This is a genomic window from Zobellia nedashkovskayae (assembly GCF_015330125.1).
Taxonomy (GTDB): domain Bacteria; phylum Bacteroidota; class Bacteroidia; order Flavobacteriales; family Flavobacteriaceae; genus Zobellia; species Zobellia nedashkovskayae.
Map to the genome: position 1 here is coordinate 4,628,661 of NZ_JADDXR010000002.1, position 19,923 is coordinate 4,648,583.

Annotated in this window: 16 protein-coding genes and 1 riboswitch; of the genes, 13 read left to right on the forward strand and 3 right to left on the reverse strand. The window is 36.1% G+C overall.

The annotated features are described in order from the left end of the window. Nucleotides 1-17 precede the first annotated feature (17 nt). A riboswitch (cobalamin riboswitch) is annotated at nt 18-243 on the reverse strand. A gap of 77 nt (nt 244-320) precedes the next feature. Continuing rightward, a complete protein-coding gene (locus IWB64_RS19115; protein WP_194535944.1) occupies nt 321-788 on the reverse strand; it encodes an FKBP-type peptidyl-prolyl cis-trans isomerase in 468 nt (155 codons plus the stop codon). Between the two features lie 220 nt (nt 789-1,008). On the opposite strand from IWB64_RS19115, the gene IWB64_RS19120 reads away from it, so the two are divergent. The 7 genes from IWB64_RS19120 to IWB64_RS19150 all read left to right on the forward strand — a co-directional run bounded on the left by IWB64_RS19120 (nt 1,009) and on the right by IWB64_RS19150 (nt 7,316). Next, nucleotides 1,009-2,157, forward strand: a complete 1,149-nt coding sequence (locus IWB64_RS19120) for an ABC transporter substrate-binding protein (protein ID WP_226975946.1) — start codon at nt 1,009-1,011, stop codon at nt 2,155-2,157. Further along, on the forward strand, nt 2,158-3,189 hold the full coding sequence (locus tag IWB64_RS19125; RefSeq protein ID WP_194535532.1) for a FecCD family ABC transporter permease: 1,032 nt from the start codon (nt 2,158-2,160) through the stop codon (nt 3,187-3,189). A 137-nt stretch (nt 3,190-3,326) separates the two neighbouring features. Beyond that, nucleotides 3,327-4,202, forward strand: coding sequence for a 3-keto-disaccharide hydrolase (locus tag IWB64_RS19130; RefSeq protein WP_194535533.1), 876 nt, complete (start codon nt 3,327-3,329; stop codon nt 4,200-4,202). Between the two features lie 93 nt (nt 4,203-4,295). Next, nucleotides 4,296-4,997, forward strand: coding sequence for an ABC transporter ATP-binding protein (locus tag IWB64_RS19135; protein ID WP_317172005.1), 702 nt, complete (start codon nt 4,296-4,298; stop codon nt 4,995-4,997). Between the two features lie 65 nt (nt 4,998-5,062). After that, nucleotides 5,063-6,409: a DNA recombination protein RmuC gene (rmuC, locus tag IWB64_RS19140; RefSeq protein ID WP_194535534.1), complete on the forward strand. Its 1,347-nt coding sequence runs from the start codon at nt 5,063-5,065 to the stop codon at nt 6,407-6,409. Next, a complete protein-coding gene (locus IWB64_RS19145; protein WP_194535535.1) occupies nt 6,406-6,771 on the forward strand; it encodes a 6-phosphogluconate dehydrogenase in 366 nt (121 codons plus the stop codon). Before rmuC ends, IWB64_RS19145 begins: the two co-directional genes overlap by 4 nt. Then, nucleotides 6,771-7,316, forward strand: a complete 546-nt coding sequence (locus tag IWB64_RS19150; RefSeq protein ID WP_155595819.1) for an acyl-CoA thioesterase — start codon at nt 6,771-6,773, stop codon at nt 7,314-7,316. The genes IWB64_RS19145 and IWB64_RS19150 overlap by 1 nt, the downstream gene beginning before the upstream one ends. On the opposite strand, the gene pgl is transcribed toward IWB64_RS19150, so the two are convergent. Beyond that, nucleotides 7,297-8,022, reverse strand: a complete 726-nt coding sequence (gene pgl / locus IWB64_RS19155) for a 6-phosphogluconolactonase (RefSeq protein WP_194535536.1) — start codon at nt 8,020-8,022, stop codon at nt 7,297-7,299. The genes IWB64_RS19150 and pgl overlap by 20 nt on opposite strands. 55 nt (nt 8,023-8,077) lie before the next feature. Beyond that, complete coding sequence (gene zwf, locus IWB64_RS19160; RefSeq protein WP_194535537.1) at nt 8,078-9,610, reverse strand: glucose-6-phosphate dehydrogenase; 1,533 nt, start codon at nt 9,608-9,610, stop codon at nt 8,078-8,080. Between the two features lie 172 nt (nt 9,611-9,782). Here zwf and gndA point away from each other — a divergent pair, with 172 nt between their 5' ends. The 6 genes from gndA (at nt 9,783) to IWB64_RS19190 (ending at nt 19,857) form a co-directional block, all read left to right on the forward strand. Beyond that, nucleotides 9,783-11,195, forward strand: a complete 1,413-nt coding sequence (gndA, locus tag IWB64_RS19165) for an NADP-dependent phosphogluconate dehydrogenase (protein WP_194535538.1) — start codon at nt 9,783-9,785, stop codon at nt 11,193-11,195. A gap of 51 nt (nt 11,196-11,246) precedes the next feature. Continuing rightward, complete coding sequence (locus tag IWB64_RS19170) at nt 11,247-11,813, forward strand: DUF3124 domain-containing protein (RefSeq protein WP_194535539.1); 567 nt, start codon at nt 11,247-11,249, stop codon at nt 11,811-11,813. A 136-nt stretch (nt 11,814-11,949) separates the two neighbouring features. After that, nucleotides 11,950-14,178, forward strand: a complete 2,229-nt coding sequence (locus IWB64_RS19175; protein ID WP_194535540.1) for a tetratricopeptide repeat-containing hybrid sensor histidine kinase/response regulator — start codon at nt 11,950-11,952, stop codon at nt 14,176-14,178. Nucleotides 14,179-14,194: 16 nt separating this feature from the next. Beyond that, nucleotides 14,195-14,545 (forward strand): ribose-5-phosphate isomerase, encoded by a 351-nt coding sequence (locus IWB64_RS19180; protein ID WP_194535541.1) that lies wholly within the window; start codon nt 14,195-14,197, stop codon nt 14,543-14,545. Between the two features lie 86 nt (nt 14,546-14,631). After that, a complete protein-coding gene (locus IWB64_RS19185) occupies nt 14,632-16,257 on the forward strand; it encodes a long-chain fatty acid--CoA ligase (protein ID WP_194535542.1) in 1,626 nt (541 codons plus the stop codon). A 315-nt stretch (nt 16,258-16,572) separates the two neighbouring features. After that, complete coding sequence (locus tag IWB64_RS19190; RefSeq protein ID WP_194535543.1) at nt 16,573-19,857, forward strand: ligand-binding sensor domain-containing protein; 3,285 nt, start codon at nt 16,573-16,575, stop codon at nt 19,855-19,857. The last annotated feature ends 66 nt before the right edge of the window (nt 19,858-19,923 follow it).

Below are 19,923 nucleotides of genomic sequence, written 5' to 3' on the forward strand. Positions count from 1 at the left end.
TTTACCCGAAAGTCTTGTTTAAGGTTATGAAAATGGCAGGTCTCCTGACTTGTTCAATGTTGTCTTACCTTCCCATCTATTACTTAGACAGTGGTATTGAAGAAAACAACACCCTCGTAAGAGGCACCAAGAATAGCTTGGCATGAACTTACAGTTGCGGGAACAGTTCCGGATTTTAACCGGATTCCCTTTTAATCGACAAAATATATGTCACTTTATCGAACCAAAATTCGCGGCGAAGGTAGTAAATTCATTGACAAATACAACCTAAAAAAAATACCCTTCGCTTGAAGGGTATTTTTATCGTATAGCATTATAATTTAATTTACTTCTATAAGATTAACTTCAAAAACAAGTACGGAGCCACCGGGAATACCACTCCTATCTGAATTCCCATAACCTAAGGCCGCTGGAACTAAAAGTATACCGTTTCCTCCTTCTTTGAAATAAGTAATACCTTCTGTCCACCCAGCAATGACACCTGAAAGAGGAAAAGTAGCACCACTTGAGCCACTTTGATCAAAAACATTTCCATCTAAAAAATAACCTTTATAAGCCACAGTTACATCGGAACTAGCCGTAGGTCTTTCACCTGTACCTTCTTCTTCTATAACATAGTAAAGACCAGAATCACTTCTAGTTGCATCCAAACCGTTTGCTTCAATATATTCCTTTATATCCAATTCATTCTTAACTGTGTAGTCTATAACCTCTTTTGGTTCATTTTTATCATCATCTCCACAAGAAGCAAATACAACCAAGGCCAAAACAAATAAAACTTTCTTCATCATAATTATTTTTAAGCGTCAAATATAATGAACTAATAACAGGGCTTAAATTATTTTTATCATATCTAAATTTTAACTTAATAGAACAATGGTAATTAGCCGGTTATAAGCCCTCTTCCTTAAAATTAATTAGCAAGTGCCTTTCTTCTTAGTAGATAAACACATTACCTTTAGCAGCGTAACAAAGCATGCCCCAAGTAACAACTACAAACCAAGCACATTGAAAAACAGCATTTTAGTCTTAATGTTTTGCCTTTTTATCGCCTGTAAGACCGATAAAAAAAAGGATTCTTCTTTACCGAATACACCTGCAGCTGAAATTGAAATAAGCCATGCAAAGGGTTTTACAATTGAAAAGTCCAACAACGGACTTACCATAATTGAAGTTTTATCTGCTTGGCCAGGAGCCAATACTTCTTTTAAATACGCACTGATTCCAAAAAATAAAATGGCATCAATGACCCTCAACAAAGATGATTATGATGCTATTGTTGCCACCCCTGTAGAACGTTTAATTGTAACTTCTACTACCCACATCCCTTCTCTTGAAGCTTTGGGAGTTCTTGATAAATTAGTTGGCTTTCCAAAAACTGAATTAATCTCTTCCGAAAACGCACGTAAACTGATTGATAATGGGGACATTAAAGAATTGGGCAATAATGAAACTTTAAATACGGAAATCGCTATTAGCCTAAAGCCTGATGTTGTGGTTGGGTTTGGAATGAACAACCAGAACAAGGCATACGAAACTGTAATGCGTTCTAATATTCCTATTGTATATAATGGCGATTGGACGGAAGAATCTCCTTTAGGAAAAGCAGAGTGGGTTAAATTTTTCGCACCTTTTTTCGGACTGGAAACTAAAGCCGATAGTATTTTTAAGTCGATAGAGCAATCATATTTTCAAACAAAAAGTATTGTAGAGAACGTTACCAAAAAACCAACGGTACTTACCGGAGGATTGTATAAAGATGTGTGGCATGTTGCCGGAGGAAAAAGCTGGATGGCGCAATTTCTAAAAGATGCCAAAACGGATTATCTTTGGAAAGAAACGCAAGAAACCGGTGGTATTGGCCAAAGTTTAGAGACCGTTCTTGCCACAGCGCAACATGCAGATTATTGGCTCAACCCTTCTATGCTTACCTCATATGAAGATATTGAAGAATCCAATAAACATTACACCCAATTTGATGCATACAAAAACAAAACTATTTTCTCTAATACTATTGCCAAAGGAGCTACAGGAGGATTGTTATATTATGAATTGGGACCTATGCGACCGGATTTGGTACTAAAAGACCTCATTCATATTTTTCATCCTGAATTGTTACCTGATCATGAACTTTTCTTTTTTAAGCCTTTAGAATAGTTGCAAACTCCTAAAACATATCGCTCTTCTTTTGTTCTTCTGATTACTGCGCTAGTAATTGCTTTGGGCATAAATATTTCTTTGGGTTCGGTTTCTATTCCCTTTTCAGAAACGCTGCATTCCGTTTTTGGTGGTGCTATAGAAAATACAGCTTGGGAATATATTATCTGGAACTACAGAATTCCTAAAGCCTTTACAGCTGTGTTTGTAGGCGGCGGACTTTCCTTAAGCGGACTCTTAATGCAGACGTTATTTAGAAATCCACTTGCTGGACCTTTTGTTTTGGGTATAAGTTCCGGAGCAAGTTTAGGAGCTGCTTTTTTAATTATGGGTTCAGCAACACTCACATCACTATTTGGGTTGAGTTTAGTTACGGACATATCATTGGCTATTGTTTCCAGTATAGGTAGTTTTCTAGTGCTTTTGGCCGTCATAACGGTTGCCTCAAAAGTAAAGGACACTATGGCGCTTTTAATTATTGGCCTTATGTTTGGGAGCATCAGCGCAGCTATAGTAAGTGTTCTATCTTATTTTAGTAATGCCGAAGAACTTCAGCAGTTTGTATACTGGTCTTTTGGAAGTGTTGGAAACTTATCTTGGCATCAACTGGGGTTATTATTCATCATTGTTATAATAGGCGTTATTCTAGGAATTCTTTCCATAAAACCTTTGAATGCTTTGCTCCTTGGCGAGAACTACGCTCGTAGTTTAGGTGTAAACCTAAAACGTTCGCGCTATCTCATTATAATTGCAACCGGTCTTTTAGCAGGTGGTGTCACGGCTTTTGCAGGTCCTATTGCCTTTATTGGTTTAGCGGTTCCGCATTTAACACGTCAAGTTTTTAATACTACGGAGCACCGGATTTTGGTGCCAGCAGTTTTGGTATATGGCGCTATTCTCATGCTCATTTGCGATACTATTGCACAACTACCTAATAGTGCAGAAGTGCTTCCTATAAATGCCATTACAAGTATTTTGGGTGCACCTGTAGTTATTTGGTTACTGATCAGAAAAAGAAAGATGGTGTTTTGATAACATCTCTTTTATTAAAAACTTTAAATTATACATATAGAATCATATGTTATACAGGTCGTATTTATAATTATATAGATTTACTAACTGAGAATACCAATTCGATAATAACTCTCAACTAATACCTCTAATTAATTATGAGAACCAAATTAACTTACCTTATTCTTCTTTTCGTATGTGCTGTAAGCAATGTAATAGCTCAAAACAATGACAAAGACTGGGAAAACCTTCTTGACAAAGACCTTACCAATTGGGATGTTTTTATAGGCGTTCCTCACACCTCGCTAGAATTAGAAGGTTACGAAAAGGGAGACGGAATGCACGGAACACCAATTGGTCTGAATAACGACCCTTTAAATGTTTTCTCTACCACTCAGGAAAACGGTGAAACCGTTTTAAACGTTAGCGGTAAAATCTATGGAGGATTAAGTACCAAAAAAGAATATGAAAACTATCATCTAGTTTTTGATATTAAATGGGGAACAAAAAAATTTGAACCACGTCTGAAAGACAAAAGAGATAGCGGTGTTCTTTACCATGCCCAAGAACCACACGGCCAATTTTGGAATGTTTGGATGCGTTCCCCAGAAATGCAAATACAAGAAACGGATTGTGGTGACTTCTTTCCTCTAGCTGGGGTTAGTATGGATATTAAAGCCACAAAACGTAGTGAAAACGGTAAAGAGTTTTGGTTCTACGATCCAAAAGGTGAAATACGTACTTTTAAAACCGGTGGTGATGGTCGTTGCAGAAGAATGGCTAATTTTGAAAACCCACATGGCGAATGGACTCGTGTAGAGCTTATCTGTATTAAAGACAAGGCCTACCATATTGTAAACGGCAAAGTGGTAATGGTTCTGGAAAATGCAAAAGAGTATAACAAGGAGGATGTTGCAACGGCTCTAACAAAGGGTAAAATACAATTTCAATCTGAAGCTTGTGAAGTATATTACAAGAACATTAAAATAAAGAACATCAGTAAATTGCCAAAAAACATAAAAAAACAACTTTAAAAAGAAATCGCCGTCGCCCTTCATACAAAACATAATACACTTACTGCTGCCAACCTCTCTATTGGATATGGTAAAAAAGCTATTGCAGAAAATATAAATTTTGCACTAGCCCCTGGTGAACTTACAGCTATTGTAGGTATAAATGGTATTGGAAAATCTACCCTATTACGGACTTTAGGCAATGCCCAACCAGATTTAGGGGGTTGTCTTGCCGTTAAAGGAAAACCCATTGTTTCTTATGCCCCATTAGAATTATCGGCAGAAATAAGTATGGTACTAACGGAGCCTATTGCTTCAAAAAATTTATCCGTTTTGGAGTTGGTTGCATTGGGCAGGCAACCTTATACCAACTGGTTAGGTACGCTCACAGATATAGACAAGCAAAAAATTAAAGGCGCAATCAACTCATTAGAATTAGATGAGTTGCAACATAAAAAATGTTACGAGTTAAGTGACGGTCAATTACAACGTGTAATGATTGCCAGGGCTTTTACACAGGACACCTCCATTATACTTCTTGATGAGCCCACCACTCACCTAGACCTTTATCATAAAATTCAGATTTTAAAACTTCTGCGCACTATTGCACATACCTCTCAAAAAACGGTAGTCTTTACTACTCACGAAATTGAAATGGCAATTCAGCTATGCGATAAAATGGTTTTACTAGATGGTAAAAAGAATTATTTTGGGCAACCGTGTGAACTAATTGAACAAAAAGCCTTTGAGTCGTTATTTCCTTCGGATACCGTCTCGTTTGACCCTAAAACAGGTTCTTTTCGAATAAAAAAGTAACATAAGAGTAGTGTTTGGATTTAAAGCCAATCTTGTATCTTTACCCCGAACACTTTATCTTATAAATGAATATTTACCTCGTATATTTATTAATTGGACTTGTATGCCTGGCCTTGGGTTACCTCTTAGGGAACTATATTCAGAACTTAAAGACGAAGTCTGCCCATAGTGCACTTGAAGAACGAGAGCAACAACTAAACGCCAACCTTGGTATATTAGAACAGCGATTACGCGATAGCGATGTGCTTAAAATAAATCTTCAGGCAGAAAAAGAACAGATGGGTAACCAGATTGTTCGGTATCAAGCAGATTTAGAAAATCTTCAACTTAAAAATACAGATCAAAAAGAAGAAGTAGAAAAGCTCCAAGAAAAATTCACCAAAGAATTTGAGAACCTTGCCAATAAAATTTTAGAGGAAAAAAGCTTAAAGTTCACTGAGCGTAACGAAAAGAATATTAAAGATATTTTATCTCCCTTAAATGACAAAATACAGCTTTTTGAGAAGAAGGTCGAAGAAAGCCAGAAGGAGAATATTAGTATTCATTCCGCTTTAAAAGAACAACTTTTAAATCTACAGAATCAAAACCTGAAGATTACCCAAGAGGCCGAAAATCTTACCAAAGCTCTAAAAGGCGATAGTAAGATGCAAGGAAACTGGGGTGAGTTGGTATTGGAACGCGTACTTGAAAAATCAGGATTAGAAAAAGACCGTGAATATACGGTTCAGCAAAGTTTTACTAGAGAAGATGGCTCTAGAGTACTTCCTGATGTAGTCATACACCTTCCCGATGGTAAAAAAATGGTTGTGGATTCAAAAGTATCCCTTACGGATTACGAGCGTTTTGTAAATGCGGAGGACGATATGCGGGACAAATACCTAAAAGACCACATTAACTCCCTCAAAAGGCATGTTGATCAACTTTCAGCAAAAAAATACGAAGACCTTTATGCTATGGAAAGTCCGGACTTTGTTTTGATGTTCGTTCCTATAGAACCTGCTTTTGCCATTGCCATAAATAACGATAACAACCTGTATAACAAAGCTTTTGAACAAAATATTATTATCGTTACTCCATCTACCCTATTAGCTACATTACGCACTATTGATAGTATGTGGAATAACGAAAAACAACAACGTAATGCATTGGAAATTGCTAGACAAGCAGGTGCCCTTTATGATAAGTTTGAGGGTTTTGTAAACGACCTTACCAAGGTTGGCAAGAAAATGGACGAGGCTAAATCCGAGTATAAAGGAGCCATGAACAAGCTTGTTGAAGGCCGTGGAAACATTGTAGTAAGTATAGAAAAATTAAAAATAATGGGAGCAAAAGCTAAAAAATCAATCCCAGAACCAATATTAAAACGCGCTCAAGATGATGATTTTGAAAGCGAACTAAAACTAAAATCATGAAAAAGTCGCTTTTTGTAACCTTGGGAATTATCGTTGCCCTATTTGGTATTGTTTATGCCTTTATTTATTTTGTAACCTACAGTGATGGAATACGTTCTGGAGAGCTGATTAAAATAAGTCACAAAGGAGTTATTGTAAAAACTTGGGAAGGAGAGATAAGTCAAGGTATTTCTGGAGCTCAAATCTTTTCTTTTTCTGTTTTAGACAAGGATAAAGAAGTTATTAAGCAATTGCAAGAACACCAAGGACAGTATGTAAAATTACATTATGTTGAACGGTTTGCTACTTTTGTTTGGCTTGGCGATAGTAAATATTTTGTGACCAAAGTAGAGCTAGAAAATTCACCACATTTTAAAAACTAATGGAAAAATTTAAAACCGCTAACGAATCAAGGGTTTCAATTACAGAACTCATGCTACCCTCCCACTCAAATTTTGGAGGAAAGGTTCATGGAGGGCATATACTTAGTCTTATGGATCAGATTGCTTTTGCGTGTGCTTCAAAACATTCGCAAATGTATTGTGTAACTGCCTCTGTAAACCGGGTAGACTTTTTACACCCCGTAGAAGTAGGCGAACTCTTAACACTTCGCGCTTCCATTAATTATACAGGAAGAACATCTATGGTAGTTGGGGTTCGTGTAGAATCTCAAGATATTAAGTCTGGCACAAAACGCCACTGCAACTCATCATATTTTACCATGGTAGCAAAAGATGAAGACGGCAGAGGCGTACCAATACCTGGACTACTTTTAGACAACGAACAAGGCGTTAGGCGTTTTGCCAGAAGTAAGAAGCGTAAAGAAGAAGCTTTCTCTAGAGACACCGAGTTCGACTCTACTCAATTTAAATCAGAACTACATTTAGAAAGTTTAAACGGTGAAAACGTTAAACTTGACCTTCCCTGATTTTACCAGCTGCGGCCTCATCTAAAAACCAAACTAAATCACCCAACGTTGGGGCCACCAAATTAGCGGGATAGGTATCACACGCACCTTCACAATTTAGAATTTCTCCAACCTTTTCTTCCTTGCTAGCTCCCGTAACAAGAAAAGCAACGGTTTTAGAATGATTGATAAGGTTTCCTGTAATTGTAATTCTTTTTTGACCCGAGTCCGGATGAACAGCCACTTCACAAAGATTTACAGACTTCCACAATTCTATTTCATGTGGAAAAATAGATGCGGTATGACCATCGTCTCCCATACCTAAAATCACCAAATCAAACTGCGGAAAACCATTTTTTCCAGGAAGCTCATTTTTTAGCACTTGGGCATAACGAACAGCTTCTTCCTCTGGATCATTCTCTCCCTTAATTCTATGAATATTTTCTTCTGGAATTTCAATTTTTGACAAAAGGTGTTCTACTGTCATTTTATAATTGCTCTCATCATCAGTAGGAAGCACACAACGTTCATCTCCCCAATAGAAATGAACTAATTTCCAGTCAATACTAGCGCCAAATTCCTTTGCAAGAACATCAAAAACTATTTTTGGTGTGCTTCCTCCGGAAAGTGCTACATGAAAGGGCTCGTCTCCTTTTGCTTTCTCGGCAAAATAATTTGAAAACTCTTTAGCAACTTCGTTTTTATCCTGATATATCTTTAATTCCATAGTCTATTTTAAAATATACAAAAGGCCGTTCTAAGAACAGCACGCCACATAATGATTAACAAATAACACAAAAACCAGGGTCGTCCGTTAAGTTTGGCCCAGGATTCCTCCATTCACCGATTCCTTCTATTAATTCATGAGAATTTTCAGGGCCCCAAACACCTGCGGCGTACCCGTACATTCTAACATCTTTACCACTAGACCAATACTTTAATATAGGATCCACAAATTCCCAAGCAGCTTCAACTTCATCTGCTCTAGCATATAATGTAGCATCACCTTGCATAGCATCTAACAATAAACGCTCATATGCATCCATAACGTGAGTCTCCGCTAAACTAGAGTAATAAAAATCCAGATTTGCTCGCTCCACTTTAAATCCTTGACCAGGTACTTTTACTCCAAATTTCAATAAAATACCTTCATCTGGTTGAATACGGATAACCAACTTGTTATCCTTACTATCCAATCCTGATTCCTGAAATATCTGGTGATGTGGCGTTTTAAAGTGAATAACAACTTCCGTTGCCTTTGTTGGCATTCTCTTGGCCGTACGAACGTAGAACGGCGTATCTTTCCACCTCCAGTTATCAACAAAAAACTTAATAGCTGCAAATGTTTCAGTGGTAGAATCTTTACCTACCCCATCTTCTTCGCGGTAGCCTTTTACTTCTTGACCATCAATTACGGATGTTGTGTACTGCGCCCTAATCGTATTATCGAATAGTTCTTTATCTGTTTTCATCACCCTAAGGGACTTAAGCGCTTTAACCTTTTCGTTTCGGATGTCTTCTGGAGCATCGCTAATAGGTGGTTCCATAACAATTAACGAAACTATCTGTAGCAAATGGTTTTGGAACATATCTCTTAAAGCTCCGGAAGTATCATAATAACCGCCTCTCTTTTCCACACCAACACTTTCTGCATTGGTAATTTCTACATGATGGATATAATTACGGTTCCAAAGTGGTTCAAAAATACTATTGGCAAAACGTGTTATCAGAAGATTCTGCACCGTTTCTTTACCCAAATAGTGATCTATTCTATAGATTTGATCTTCTTTAAAAAACTTCTGAAGACCAGAATTGAGTTGTTTGGCCGTATCTAGACTATAACCAAAAGGTTTTTCTACGATCAATCTTTTCCACCCGTTGTTTTGAGTACTCATACCGGCTTCTGCCAAGTTATGGGCTATTGTCTCATATAAAGTAGGAGGTGTAGAAAGGTAATATATAATGTTGCCAGAAGTCTGGTATTTGTTCTTTAAATCCTCTACCCTTTTACGCAAACGGCTATAATCCGTATCGTAACTCCCACCTAAATCTTCATAAAAGAATTTATCTGCAAAGTTTTTTATATACTCGTCCGATAGGTCTTTTAGTTTATTTTTTAAGTATGTACTTTCTGATACCACTTTTTTCCTAAAAGCGCTATCTGTCATATCACTTCTACTTGCCCCTAGAACTATAAAATTTTCAGGAAGTTGATCTGCCTGATGGAGGTTAAAAAGTGCGGGAACAAGTTTTCTTGCTGTAAGGTCGCCAGATGCGCCAAATATCACAAGAATCTGATTTTCTGTTTTATTCATAATGAGATGGTATCCATATACTATTTGAAAGGTTAAAAGTATCGAAAAGATGCAGTAATACCAACGAGTTTACCCTAAGATAATCTTACATTTCAATAATTTCGTTTAATTTTGGTTGTATCGACCAATAATATCACTTTAATGGTCGTCCATGTAATTTTAAAATTAGAAGATGGAAGAAAAATATGATTTTGGATTAGTTGGCCTAGGTGTTATGGGGCGTAACTTTATATTAAATGTAGCCGATAATGGTTTTTCTGCCTACGGACATGATTTAGACCCTGAAAAAGTAGCCGCTTTAAAGGAAGAGGGTGGTCACGAAGCCAAGGTAAATGCCTCTACCAGCATAAAAACCTTTGTTCAAGCTCTAAAAGAGCCAAGAAAAATTATGCTCTTGGTTCCCGCAGGTAAGATTGTGGATGCCGTAATTGAAAGTCTTTTGCCGCATATTGACCGAGGTGACATTATTATAGATGGTGGTAATTCCTTTTTTACAGATACTGATCGCCGTGAAGCTTATCTTCATGACAAGGCTATCAATTTCTTTGGAGCTGGTGTTTCCGGTGGTGCTAAAGGCGCTCGCCTAGGGCCTAGTATTATGCCCGGAGGTTCAAAATCCGCTTACCAACATATAAAACCTATTTTTGAAGCTGTTTCCGCAAAATACAAAGGAGAACCTTGTGTAGCTTATTTAGGACCAAAATCATCCGGTAACTATGTAAAAATGGTTCACAATGGTATTGAATATGGATTAATGCAACTTACTTCCGAAGTTTACGATTTGCTTAAAAAAGCAGGTGATTTTTCTAATGAAGAAATGCACGATACCTTTTCTAAATGGAACGCAGGTCGTTTGCAGTCTTTTCTAGTTGAAATTACTTCTAAAATTCTTGAGCAAAAAGATGAACTTGGTTTAGACAAAGGCCATCTAGTAGATCAGATTTTAGACAAAGCAAAACAAAAAGGTACTGGAAAATGGACTAGCCAAAACGCAATGGATCTGGGTATTCCTGTTCCTTCTATTGATATTGCCGTTAGCATGCGTGAGATATCAGGTCTTAAAGACGAAAGAATAGAAGCCGATAAATTATATGACCGTCCAGAAATTGAGAAATTAGACAAAAAAGAATTGGAGAAAATGGCTGAAGAAGCACTTTACTTCTCTTTCATTATCACATATGCGCAAGGACTACATCAATTAGCGGACGCATCCAAAGAATACAACTACAACCTAGATATTACAACAATTGCAAAAATCTGGCGTGCAGGCTGTATAATTAGAGCTGGCTTATTAGCTGATATTTCAGAGGCTTTCGAAGCCGACAAAGATTTACCAAACCTTTTACTTTCAAGTCATTTTATTGACAAAGTGAAGAGTACGGTAGGTTCTACAAGAAAATTAGTGGCACACGCTGCTGCAAATGGTATTCCATTACCTGGAATTTCAAACTCACTTACTTATTTTGATGCTTATACATCTAGTAGGTTACCATTGAACCTTATTCAAGCACAACGAGATTTCTTTGGTTCGCACACTTACGAGAGATTGGATAAAGAAGGAATTTTCCATACAGAATGGGAATAGATAACTAGTTTTGAAGCATCTGAATATAATGAGGTTAGAACGTTAAAGGCAATGAACAAATACAGCAATAGATTTTTTTTTATTGAGAAGCCTATTTGGGCCATAGCCAGCGCTCTTGCACTCATTATTCTAGTTACTTCATGCAAGCGACCAACCGACGAAAAGCCGGTAAAGGTTCTTGACGAACATACTTTAAATAGAAGGGTCGACCGGACAACGGTTGACCCTCTTACCAAACAGGTATACGTACCTATATATTCCGATATTTATAACCAAACTAGAGATTCTAGAACATTATTGACTGCAACTTTGAGCATAAGAAATACGAGCTTACGAGACAGCCTATTTATTACGACCATAGATTATTACAATACAGGTGGTGATTTGGTGAGAAATTATTTAGACCAAGCAATCTACCTTCGCCCAATGGAATCTATAGATTACGTTATTGAGCAGCAAGATACTTCTGGTGGTAGTGGTGCTAATTTTATAATTGACTGGTATTCCAAACGCCCTATTAACCCTTTATTCCAAGCCGTAATGGTTGGCGGACTAGGTGCCCAAGCCTTTTCTTTTACTACTGAAGGAATTGATGTAGAAGCACCACCATCTAACTAAAACGTAACCAAAGCGTAATTGTAAAGGTGCCAATTATCAATGAATTGCCTACTTCGCAGTCTATTGCGAAGTAAATTCCTATATTAGCTAGCCAAAAAGGTCATACCCACAATTTTATACTGGCCCAAATATTCTTATGAGTATATTAAGAGCACTTGTATTCGTATTTTTTCTTTCCCATTTAACCAATGTACAGGCTCAGAATACTACAGAATGGCAAAGAGACACCTTGGAGTCGTATGTCAATAAATCCAATGAAGCTTACGAACAATACAATTACAAAGACGCTATAAAATATGCCTCTACACTTATAGAAAAAGGGCATGAATACAACTACGATTACTACGAGTTTTTAGGATACGATATTTTAGGTGGAATTTATTCTGAAACCGAGGATACTATAAAAGGAAGGATTTATTCTGAAAAAGCTCTGGAACTAGCAAGAACTACTCAGGCAGATAGCCTAGTGGCATGGGGTGCACTTAATTTGGGTATTCTCTATTCCGATAATAAGCAGACCTACGCAAAAGCGATTGAGTTCTTTAAGGAAAGTATAAGTTTAAACGAAAAGAACAAAGATTATGACGAGGTCTATTTAACCTATGTTAATCTTATCTGGACGTATTTAGATAATAACCAAATAGATAAGGCATATACCGTTCTTCAAAAAGCAGAAGCGCTCTCTACAAAAAATGTAGATTCTCTTGATAAATTATATATAGACCTTTTATACGGCAAGTATTACTTGGCAAAGAAAAAATATGATTCCGCTGCCCAAAAGCTTGAAAATATAGCGTTTACTGCCGATAAAAATGAAAATACGGATTTAGCTATTGAAGCCTATGAAGATTTGTCTAAGCTATACAGTGAAACTGACGATTATAGAAAAGCATTTGCCAATCTAGACAAATACAATCAATTTAAGCAGAAGGCGTATACCCTAAAGAAGTTAGAGGAAACTGAAAAGGCAAGGGCAAAATTCGATTTAGAGCAGACACAAAAGGATTTACAATCTGCCTTAAAAGAACATGCCTATTCCGAAGAGCTTATTTCTAAGTCAAAGTCGCTTACCACTCTTCTCGTTGTTGTGATAATTATTCTTGTTTTAGCACTATTTGGTATCATTGTTTTCTACAAAACAAGAAAGATTTATATCAATAATCTAAAAGCAAAAAATAAGCAACTTAGTATTGCAAATGAAAAGGCAGAGAAGCTTTCTAAAGTAAAGACCAAGTTTCTTTCTACCGTAAGTCACGAACTACGAACACCCCTGTACGGGGTTATTGGTATATCTACGTTATTAAAAGAAGATGAAAACTTAAAGGCCTATGCAGATGACCTCAGTTCTTTAAAATTTTCTGCAGATTATTTACTGGCCCTTATTAATGATGTATTGCTACTAAGCAAGATGGATGCAGAGGCTATTACCTTATCCAAAATCCCTTATGAATTAGATGTGCTCATTCAAAACATTGTTCGTTCTTTTGAATTTTCGCTGCATGAAAACAGCAATAAGCTACACTTACATATAGATAAAAACATACCGAATAACCTTGTTGGTGACCCAATACGGTTTTCGCAAATACTCATAAATCTAATGGGTAATGCCATTAAATTTACTGAGAACGGAAACATTTGGCTAAAACTGATTTTAGTAGAGCCTGCTGATAGCACCACCTGCAAAATAAAATTTATCGTAAAGGATGATGGCGTTGGTATCCCCATTCATATGCAGAAGGAAATTTTTAACGAGTTTACCCAGATTGAAAACAAAAACCACAACTATACAGGCACAGGACTTGGGCTCACCATTGTAAAAAAGATTCTAGCACTTTATGGAAGTGAAATTAAACTAACAAGCGAACCTAATAAAGGGGCTAAATTCTGCTTTCAATTAACACTCAAAAAACAGACCGAACAAAACAAAGAAATTCCGGTTATTAACGGCATTCCTAATACCTCTAATGAACCTAAAGAAGGGAATTTAGCTCATGTCCTTATAGTAGATGATAATAGAATAAATCAAAAAGTAACTCAAAAGACTTTAGAAAGACGAAACATTAAATCTAGTTTAGCAGATGATGGTGCCCAAGCCGTAGCCATGAGCAAAGCCAATGATTATGATTTAATCTTGATGGATATTAATATGCCGAATATAAACGGAATGGAGGCCTCAATAATGATTCGTAAGTTTGATAAAAATATTCCTATAATAGCTTTGACAGCGGTTGAATTAGACGAAGGAAGAGAAGAAATACTCAATTCGGGCATCAATGATATCATACACAAGCCCTACAATATTCCTGAATTCTTGAATACCATTTTTAAATACCTTCCCAAGGAAGAAATGGATTTATCACACTAAAGAAATCTATTTTAAAATGGCCAAAACTGAATATCACATTTACGTCATAGAGCTTTCCAAAAAAGTATTCACAGAAAACAGGCGTTTTCGCGAAGCAAACCCTCAATTTAATGGTGTTTTGGAATGTGTGTATGTTGGAATGACCAGCAAAACCCCAAAAGAACGTTTTGAACAGCATAAAACAGGATACAGAAACAAAAAGGGACACAACCTATCTTCTAACATTGTAAAAAAATACGGGTCTTATTTGCGCCCCAGTCTTTACAATCATATTAAACCATTGACCACTAGGGCTGCAGCTTTAAAAATGGAAGAAATCTTAGCCCTAGAACTTCGCCGAAAACGCTACGCTGTCTGGTTCAATTAAGTACCTCTCCTCTTTTTCATTACATATCAAAAATTAGTAACTTTAGAGAAGTATGTCTCAACGATTAAATACTTCAACTACAGCTTATGGAAGGATTGATAATGGATTACCCTCTCACCACAACTACTATTCTAGAATACGGGAATAGTGCTTTTAAACATAAAAAAATAATTAGTCACCTGCCCAATGGTTCCCGGCATGAATATACATTTGGCGACCTTCACAAACGATGCAAGCAGCTAGCCAATGTACTCATCCACAAACTAGGTGTTACTAAAGGTGATATGATCGGTACTTTTGCTTGGAACCATTACCAACATGTAGAACTATATTATGGAATACCCAGTGTTGGCGCAATTTGCCATACGATAAACATTAGGCTCTCCTCCCATCAAACTGAATTCATCATTAATCATTCTGAGGACAAAGTAATTTTTGTAGATGCCTCACTTGTACCCTTGCTGGAAAAAATTGCGAATCAGCTAGAAACCGTAGAGCACTACGTTATTATGAATGCCCCTGAAAAATTCAGCACTACGCTTTTGAACGTGCTACATTATGAAAACTTATTAGAAGGTGCGTCAGAAGAATTTGAATGGCCTACCTTAAATGAGAATGATGCTTGTGGCATGTGTTACACTAGCGGTACCACCGGTTTGCCTAAGGGGGTACTTTACACCCACCGATCTACATACTTGCACGCACTTACTATTTCTACCCCAAATGCGGCCAACTATGACAGTTCGGATATTGTGTTGCTTATAGTTCCACAGTTTCATGTTATGGCTTGGGGATATCCTTACCTATGCCTTATAACCGGTTCTGATATGGTATTGCCTTCTTCTAACCTACAACCAGAAGCTATTATCTCCATTTTACAAGAAGAGAAAATTACAAAGGCCAATGGTGTACCCACTATTTGGATGGGTGTTTACGAAGCAATGAAGAAAAATCCGCCAAGACCAAAATTAGCGCTACAGGAATACCTAGTTGGAGGCTCTGCTCTTCCAGCAAGCCTCATTAAAGGCATGGAAGACGATTTTGGTATTAGAGGCGTACAAGCATGGGGAATGACAGAGACCTCACCTTTGGGTACCGTGAGCCGTTTGCAACCACATCATGAAAAACTAAATACACAAGAAAAAATTAAAATACGAGCGAAACAGGGTATTGAATTTCCAGGCATTGAAATGCGTATTGTTGACAATAACGGTAAGGTAGCTGAGCGTGATGGAAAAAGCATGGGAGAACTACAGGTTAAAGGGGCTTGGGTAATTAAGTCCTACTTTAAAACGAATAATCGCGATAATTTTACGGATGATGGTTGGTTTAGAACAGGCGATGTAAGCACGGTTGACAGCGACGGCTATATGCATATTACAGACCGAACAAAAGATTTGATAAAAAGCGGAGGCGAATGGATATCTAGTGTTGCATTAGAATCTGCATTAATGTCACACCCAAAGGTAAAAGAAGCAGCGGTAATTGCTATACCAGACGAAAAATGGGCCGAAAGACCCTTAGCAGTAATTGTTCTGACAGCTGAAAACGAAGTGGTTTCAGATGCCAATTTTAAAGAATTTTTATCACGCGATTTTGCAAATTACCAAATACCCGACAACTATATTTTTGTTAGCCAGGTGCCCCGTACCAGTGTAGGTAAATTTGATAAAAAAGAAATTAGAAGACTATACGCACAAGGCGAACTATAAATAAATATCTTGACGAATTGAGTTAAACACATCTATTATTTACCCGAAATACAGCTGAACATCTATTCTAGATTTTCGGCTTTTTTTAGTGTAAAAATCTCCATTTCATGTAACTATCCTCCAATGTGCGGTATTAATACAGTAAGTATTATTTATTCCCTCTTATATAAAAGCCGAACACCCAGAGCACCTACTCTTCTATAAACCAGTTTTTTACCACAACTTAGCCTTAATAGGCAACAAAAATTTATATCATACGATAATCATGCATAAATTGTAAGAGTTAACCTACTTTAAATAAGTCTATACAGTTATATGATTTCACCCAAGCAATCAGCTACACTAGTGTTATGGTCGTCTTTACTACTGCTATGTTGTAAGCTTGCGTTTGCGCAACAAAATCAAACCCCTATATCTTTTCAACATTTACCAGGCGGCTTATCTCAAAGCTCTGCTAATGTAATATATGAAGATAGTTATGGTTACTTATGGATTGGCACCCGAAACGGACTCAATAAATACGATGGTAAAAACTATCAAATATATGAACAGGCTCAAGATAGCAAAACAGGGCTAACCAATGGCTACATAGAAGATATTTACGAAGACAACAATAGACAATTATATATAGGTACCGTTCAAGGTTTAAATATCTATAACCGAGAAATGGATATTCTAAAGTCCTACCCATTCATTGGTGAAGGTGAAAAACTAGCATTAGAACACTTTTATTCCGTTATTAAATCTACAGATTTCCTTTGGTTAGGAACCACTAATAGTATATTCAGGTATCATATTACCACAGGTGAAACCCAAGAATTTAAATATCACGATACACCAACCCAGGACAATTTTTTCGTAAAACTTGCAAAACTAGATAATGAAAGAACTTTAGTCATAATTGATAACAATATTTGGGTATTAAATAATGAATTACAAGTCTTATCAAAAATTCATGAAAGTCAGAGAATACGTAGTGTAATACAACAAAATTCATCTCATTTTTTAATTGGTTTACATAACGGCGAACTAATTGAATTAAATATAAAAAGTGACAATTCTTTAAATGCAGAAAGACAAAGTATAACTAATGGCTATCCTGTACTATCATTATCAATTGCCACAAATGGCGATTATTGGATAGGAAGTGAAAATGACGGGCTTTACATCTACTCAAAAAGTACCGGACAATTATCAAATTTAAAGTATGATAGTAAAAATATAGAATCAATTTCTAGTAACTCTATATGGTCTATATATAATAACGAAGGAATTATGTGGCTAGGACCTTATAAAAAAGGCCTAAGCTTCTACGACCCCATATATCATAAATTTAAACATGTAAAAAACGAACCTTTTAATTCTAAGTCTTTAAATAATAATAATATAAACTGTTTTATACAGGATATAAATGATACTAGCAATCACCTTTGGGTAGGAACTGATGGCGGCGGATTAAACTATTGGGACAGAACCTCCAATTCTTTTGTAAAATACAGTTTAGACAATAAAAATCTCAATACCAATGTAGTGCTAAGCATACTACAAGATAAAAACGATCAATTATGGCTGGGGTCCTGGGGTAAAGGAATTACCCTGTTTAATATCAAGAACAAAAACTATGAGGTATTGACTAAAGAAAATTCTTTTTTGCTGTCAAATAATGTATTTAATCTAATGATGGACAGTAAAGGCCGCATATGGATTGCAACTTTTCACGGTGGATTACAATTTTATAATCCTGAAACCAAAACTCATAAAAACATAGACCTTAAAAACAATATCAACAACACTAAAGTTTCTACCATTACTACTTTAACCGAAGATAAAAATGGAAATATTTGGGTTGGAACACAAATTTCGGGGCTTTTTAAACTAGTTGAAATAAACGAGGAATGGCAATACACAAGTTATAACAGCCTTGAGAAAGAACAAGTTTTAAGTAACGACTTCATCAATGCAATCATAGAAGATACTGAAGGTAATTTGTGGGTTGGTACACAAGCCGGTTTAAATACATATAATTCCACAACCGATTCCTTTCAATCGATCCCACACAATGACGGATTAAAAAATGATGCTGTCAAAGGAATTATAGAAGATACTAACCGTTTGTTATGGCTTAGTACAGGTTCTGGAATTACTCAATACAACCATAAAAATAAAGTATCTACACATTATTATATTAATGATGGCTTACAAGGCAGCGAGTTTAATACAAATTCTTTCTATAAAACCAAAAACGACGAATTAATTTTTGGTGGTAGTAATGGCTTCAATTTATTTCAAGCAAAAAACATCAAAAAAAGGGAAGATAAACCTACAGTAAATATTACCAGTCTAAAAATATTCAACAAACCTATTTATGCAGATGATGAATCTAAAATATTAACAAAGCACATATCACAAGCAGATTCTATTACCCTTTCGTATGATAATACCGTAGTAGATTTTGAGTTCAATGCTTTAACTTTTCGTCATCCTGATAAAGTAAATTACGCCTATTTTCTGGATGGCTTTGAAACGAACTGGAACTATGTAGGACACAAAAACAACGCTACTTATACCAGTTTAGAACCAGGTAAATATATACTTCGAATAAAATCTAGTAATTCTGATGGTATATGGAATAGTAATGAAACTGACCTACATATCACGATTACGCCTCCTTTTTGGAAAACTTGGTGGTTTCGGTTACTCATGATAGTTTTGTTAATTTCAGCTATTTATTTAGTGCTCTTTCTTCGGGTTAGAAACATAAAAAAGTATCAATTAACATTAGAAAAAGAAATAGGTGAACGCACTCAACAATTGCAACTACAAAAGAAAGAACTTGAAAAAACAGCTAATGAATTAACCACGAAAAATCAAGAAATTCAACGTTTTACTTTTGCTGTTTCCCATGATCTTAAAAGTCCTTTAAGCGGTATTAAAGGTATTGCAAGCCTTATTCCTATGGAGTTTGTAATGAAAGATTTTCCTGAATTAGAGCAATACCTAGAAATGATTAATATTTCATGTGATACTATGAATAACCTTATTGCCGACATTACTAAAATTGCGAAAATCGGTAAAATTGAGAACAAAAATGAGGTACTGGATACGAATGAAATTGTAGCCCTCTCAACCACTTTGGTTAAAGGCAAATTAAAAGTATCTAAAGTTAAACTGATAGTTGAAGAAAACCTACCCAACATTTATGGAGATAGAAATAGAATTATACAAGTCTTTGGAAATCTTCTAGATAACGCCATAAAGTATATGGGCGATCAAAAACAACCTGTAGTTCATATTAAAGCAGAAGAAAACGGAGAAAAAATACAGTTCTCTGTTTCAGATAATGGTTCTGGGATGGACGAAAAATCTTTAAAAAAGCTCTTCTCCCCTTTTGAACGATTTCATTCTAACGTTAATGGTACTGGGCTGGGTCTATATATGATCAAACAAATTATTGAATCGCACGATGGTATTATCTATGCGGAATCTGACGGAAAAGGAAAAGGAACAACTTTTAGTGTAATCCTACCGAACGTTGTTGGCAAACAGATAAAAAAAATGATAGATAATGATATCGTTCCTGAAAAAACCGATGATAATTAGTCTACAAAAAAACTGTTAATGTAAAAAAGCTTGAGCAACGTGCTCAAGCTTTTTTATATTTAAGAA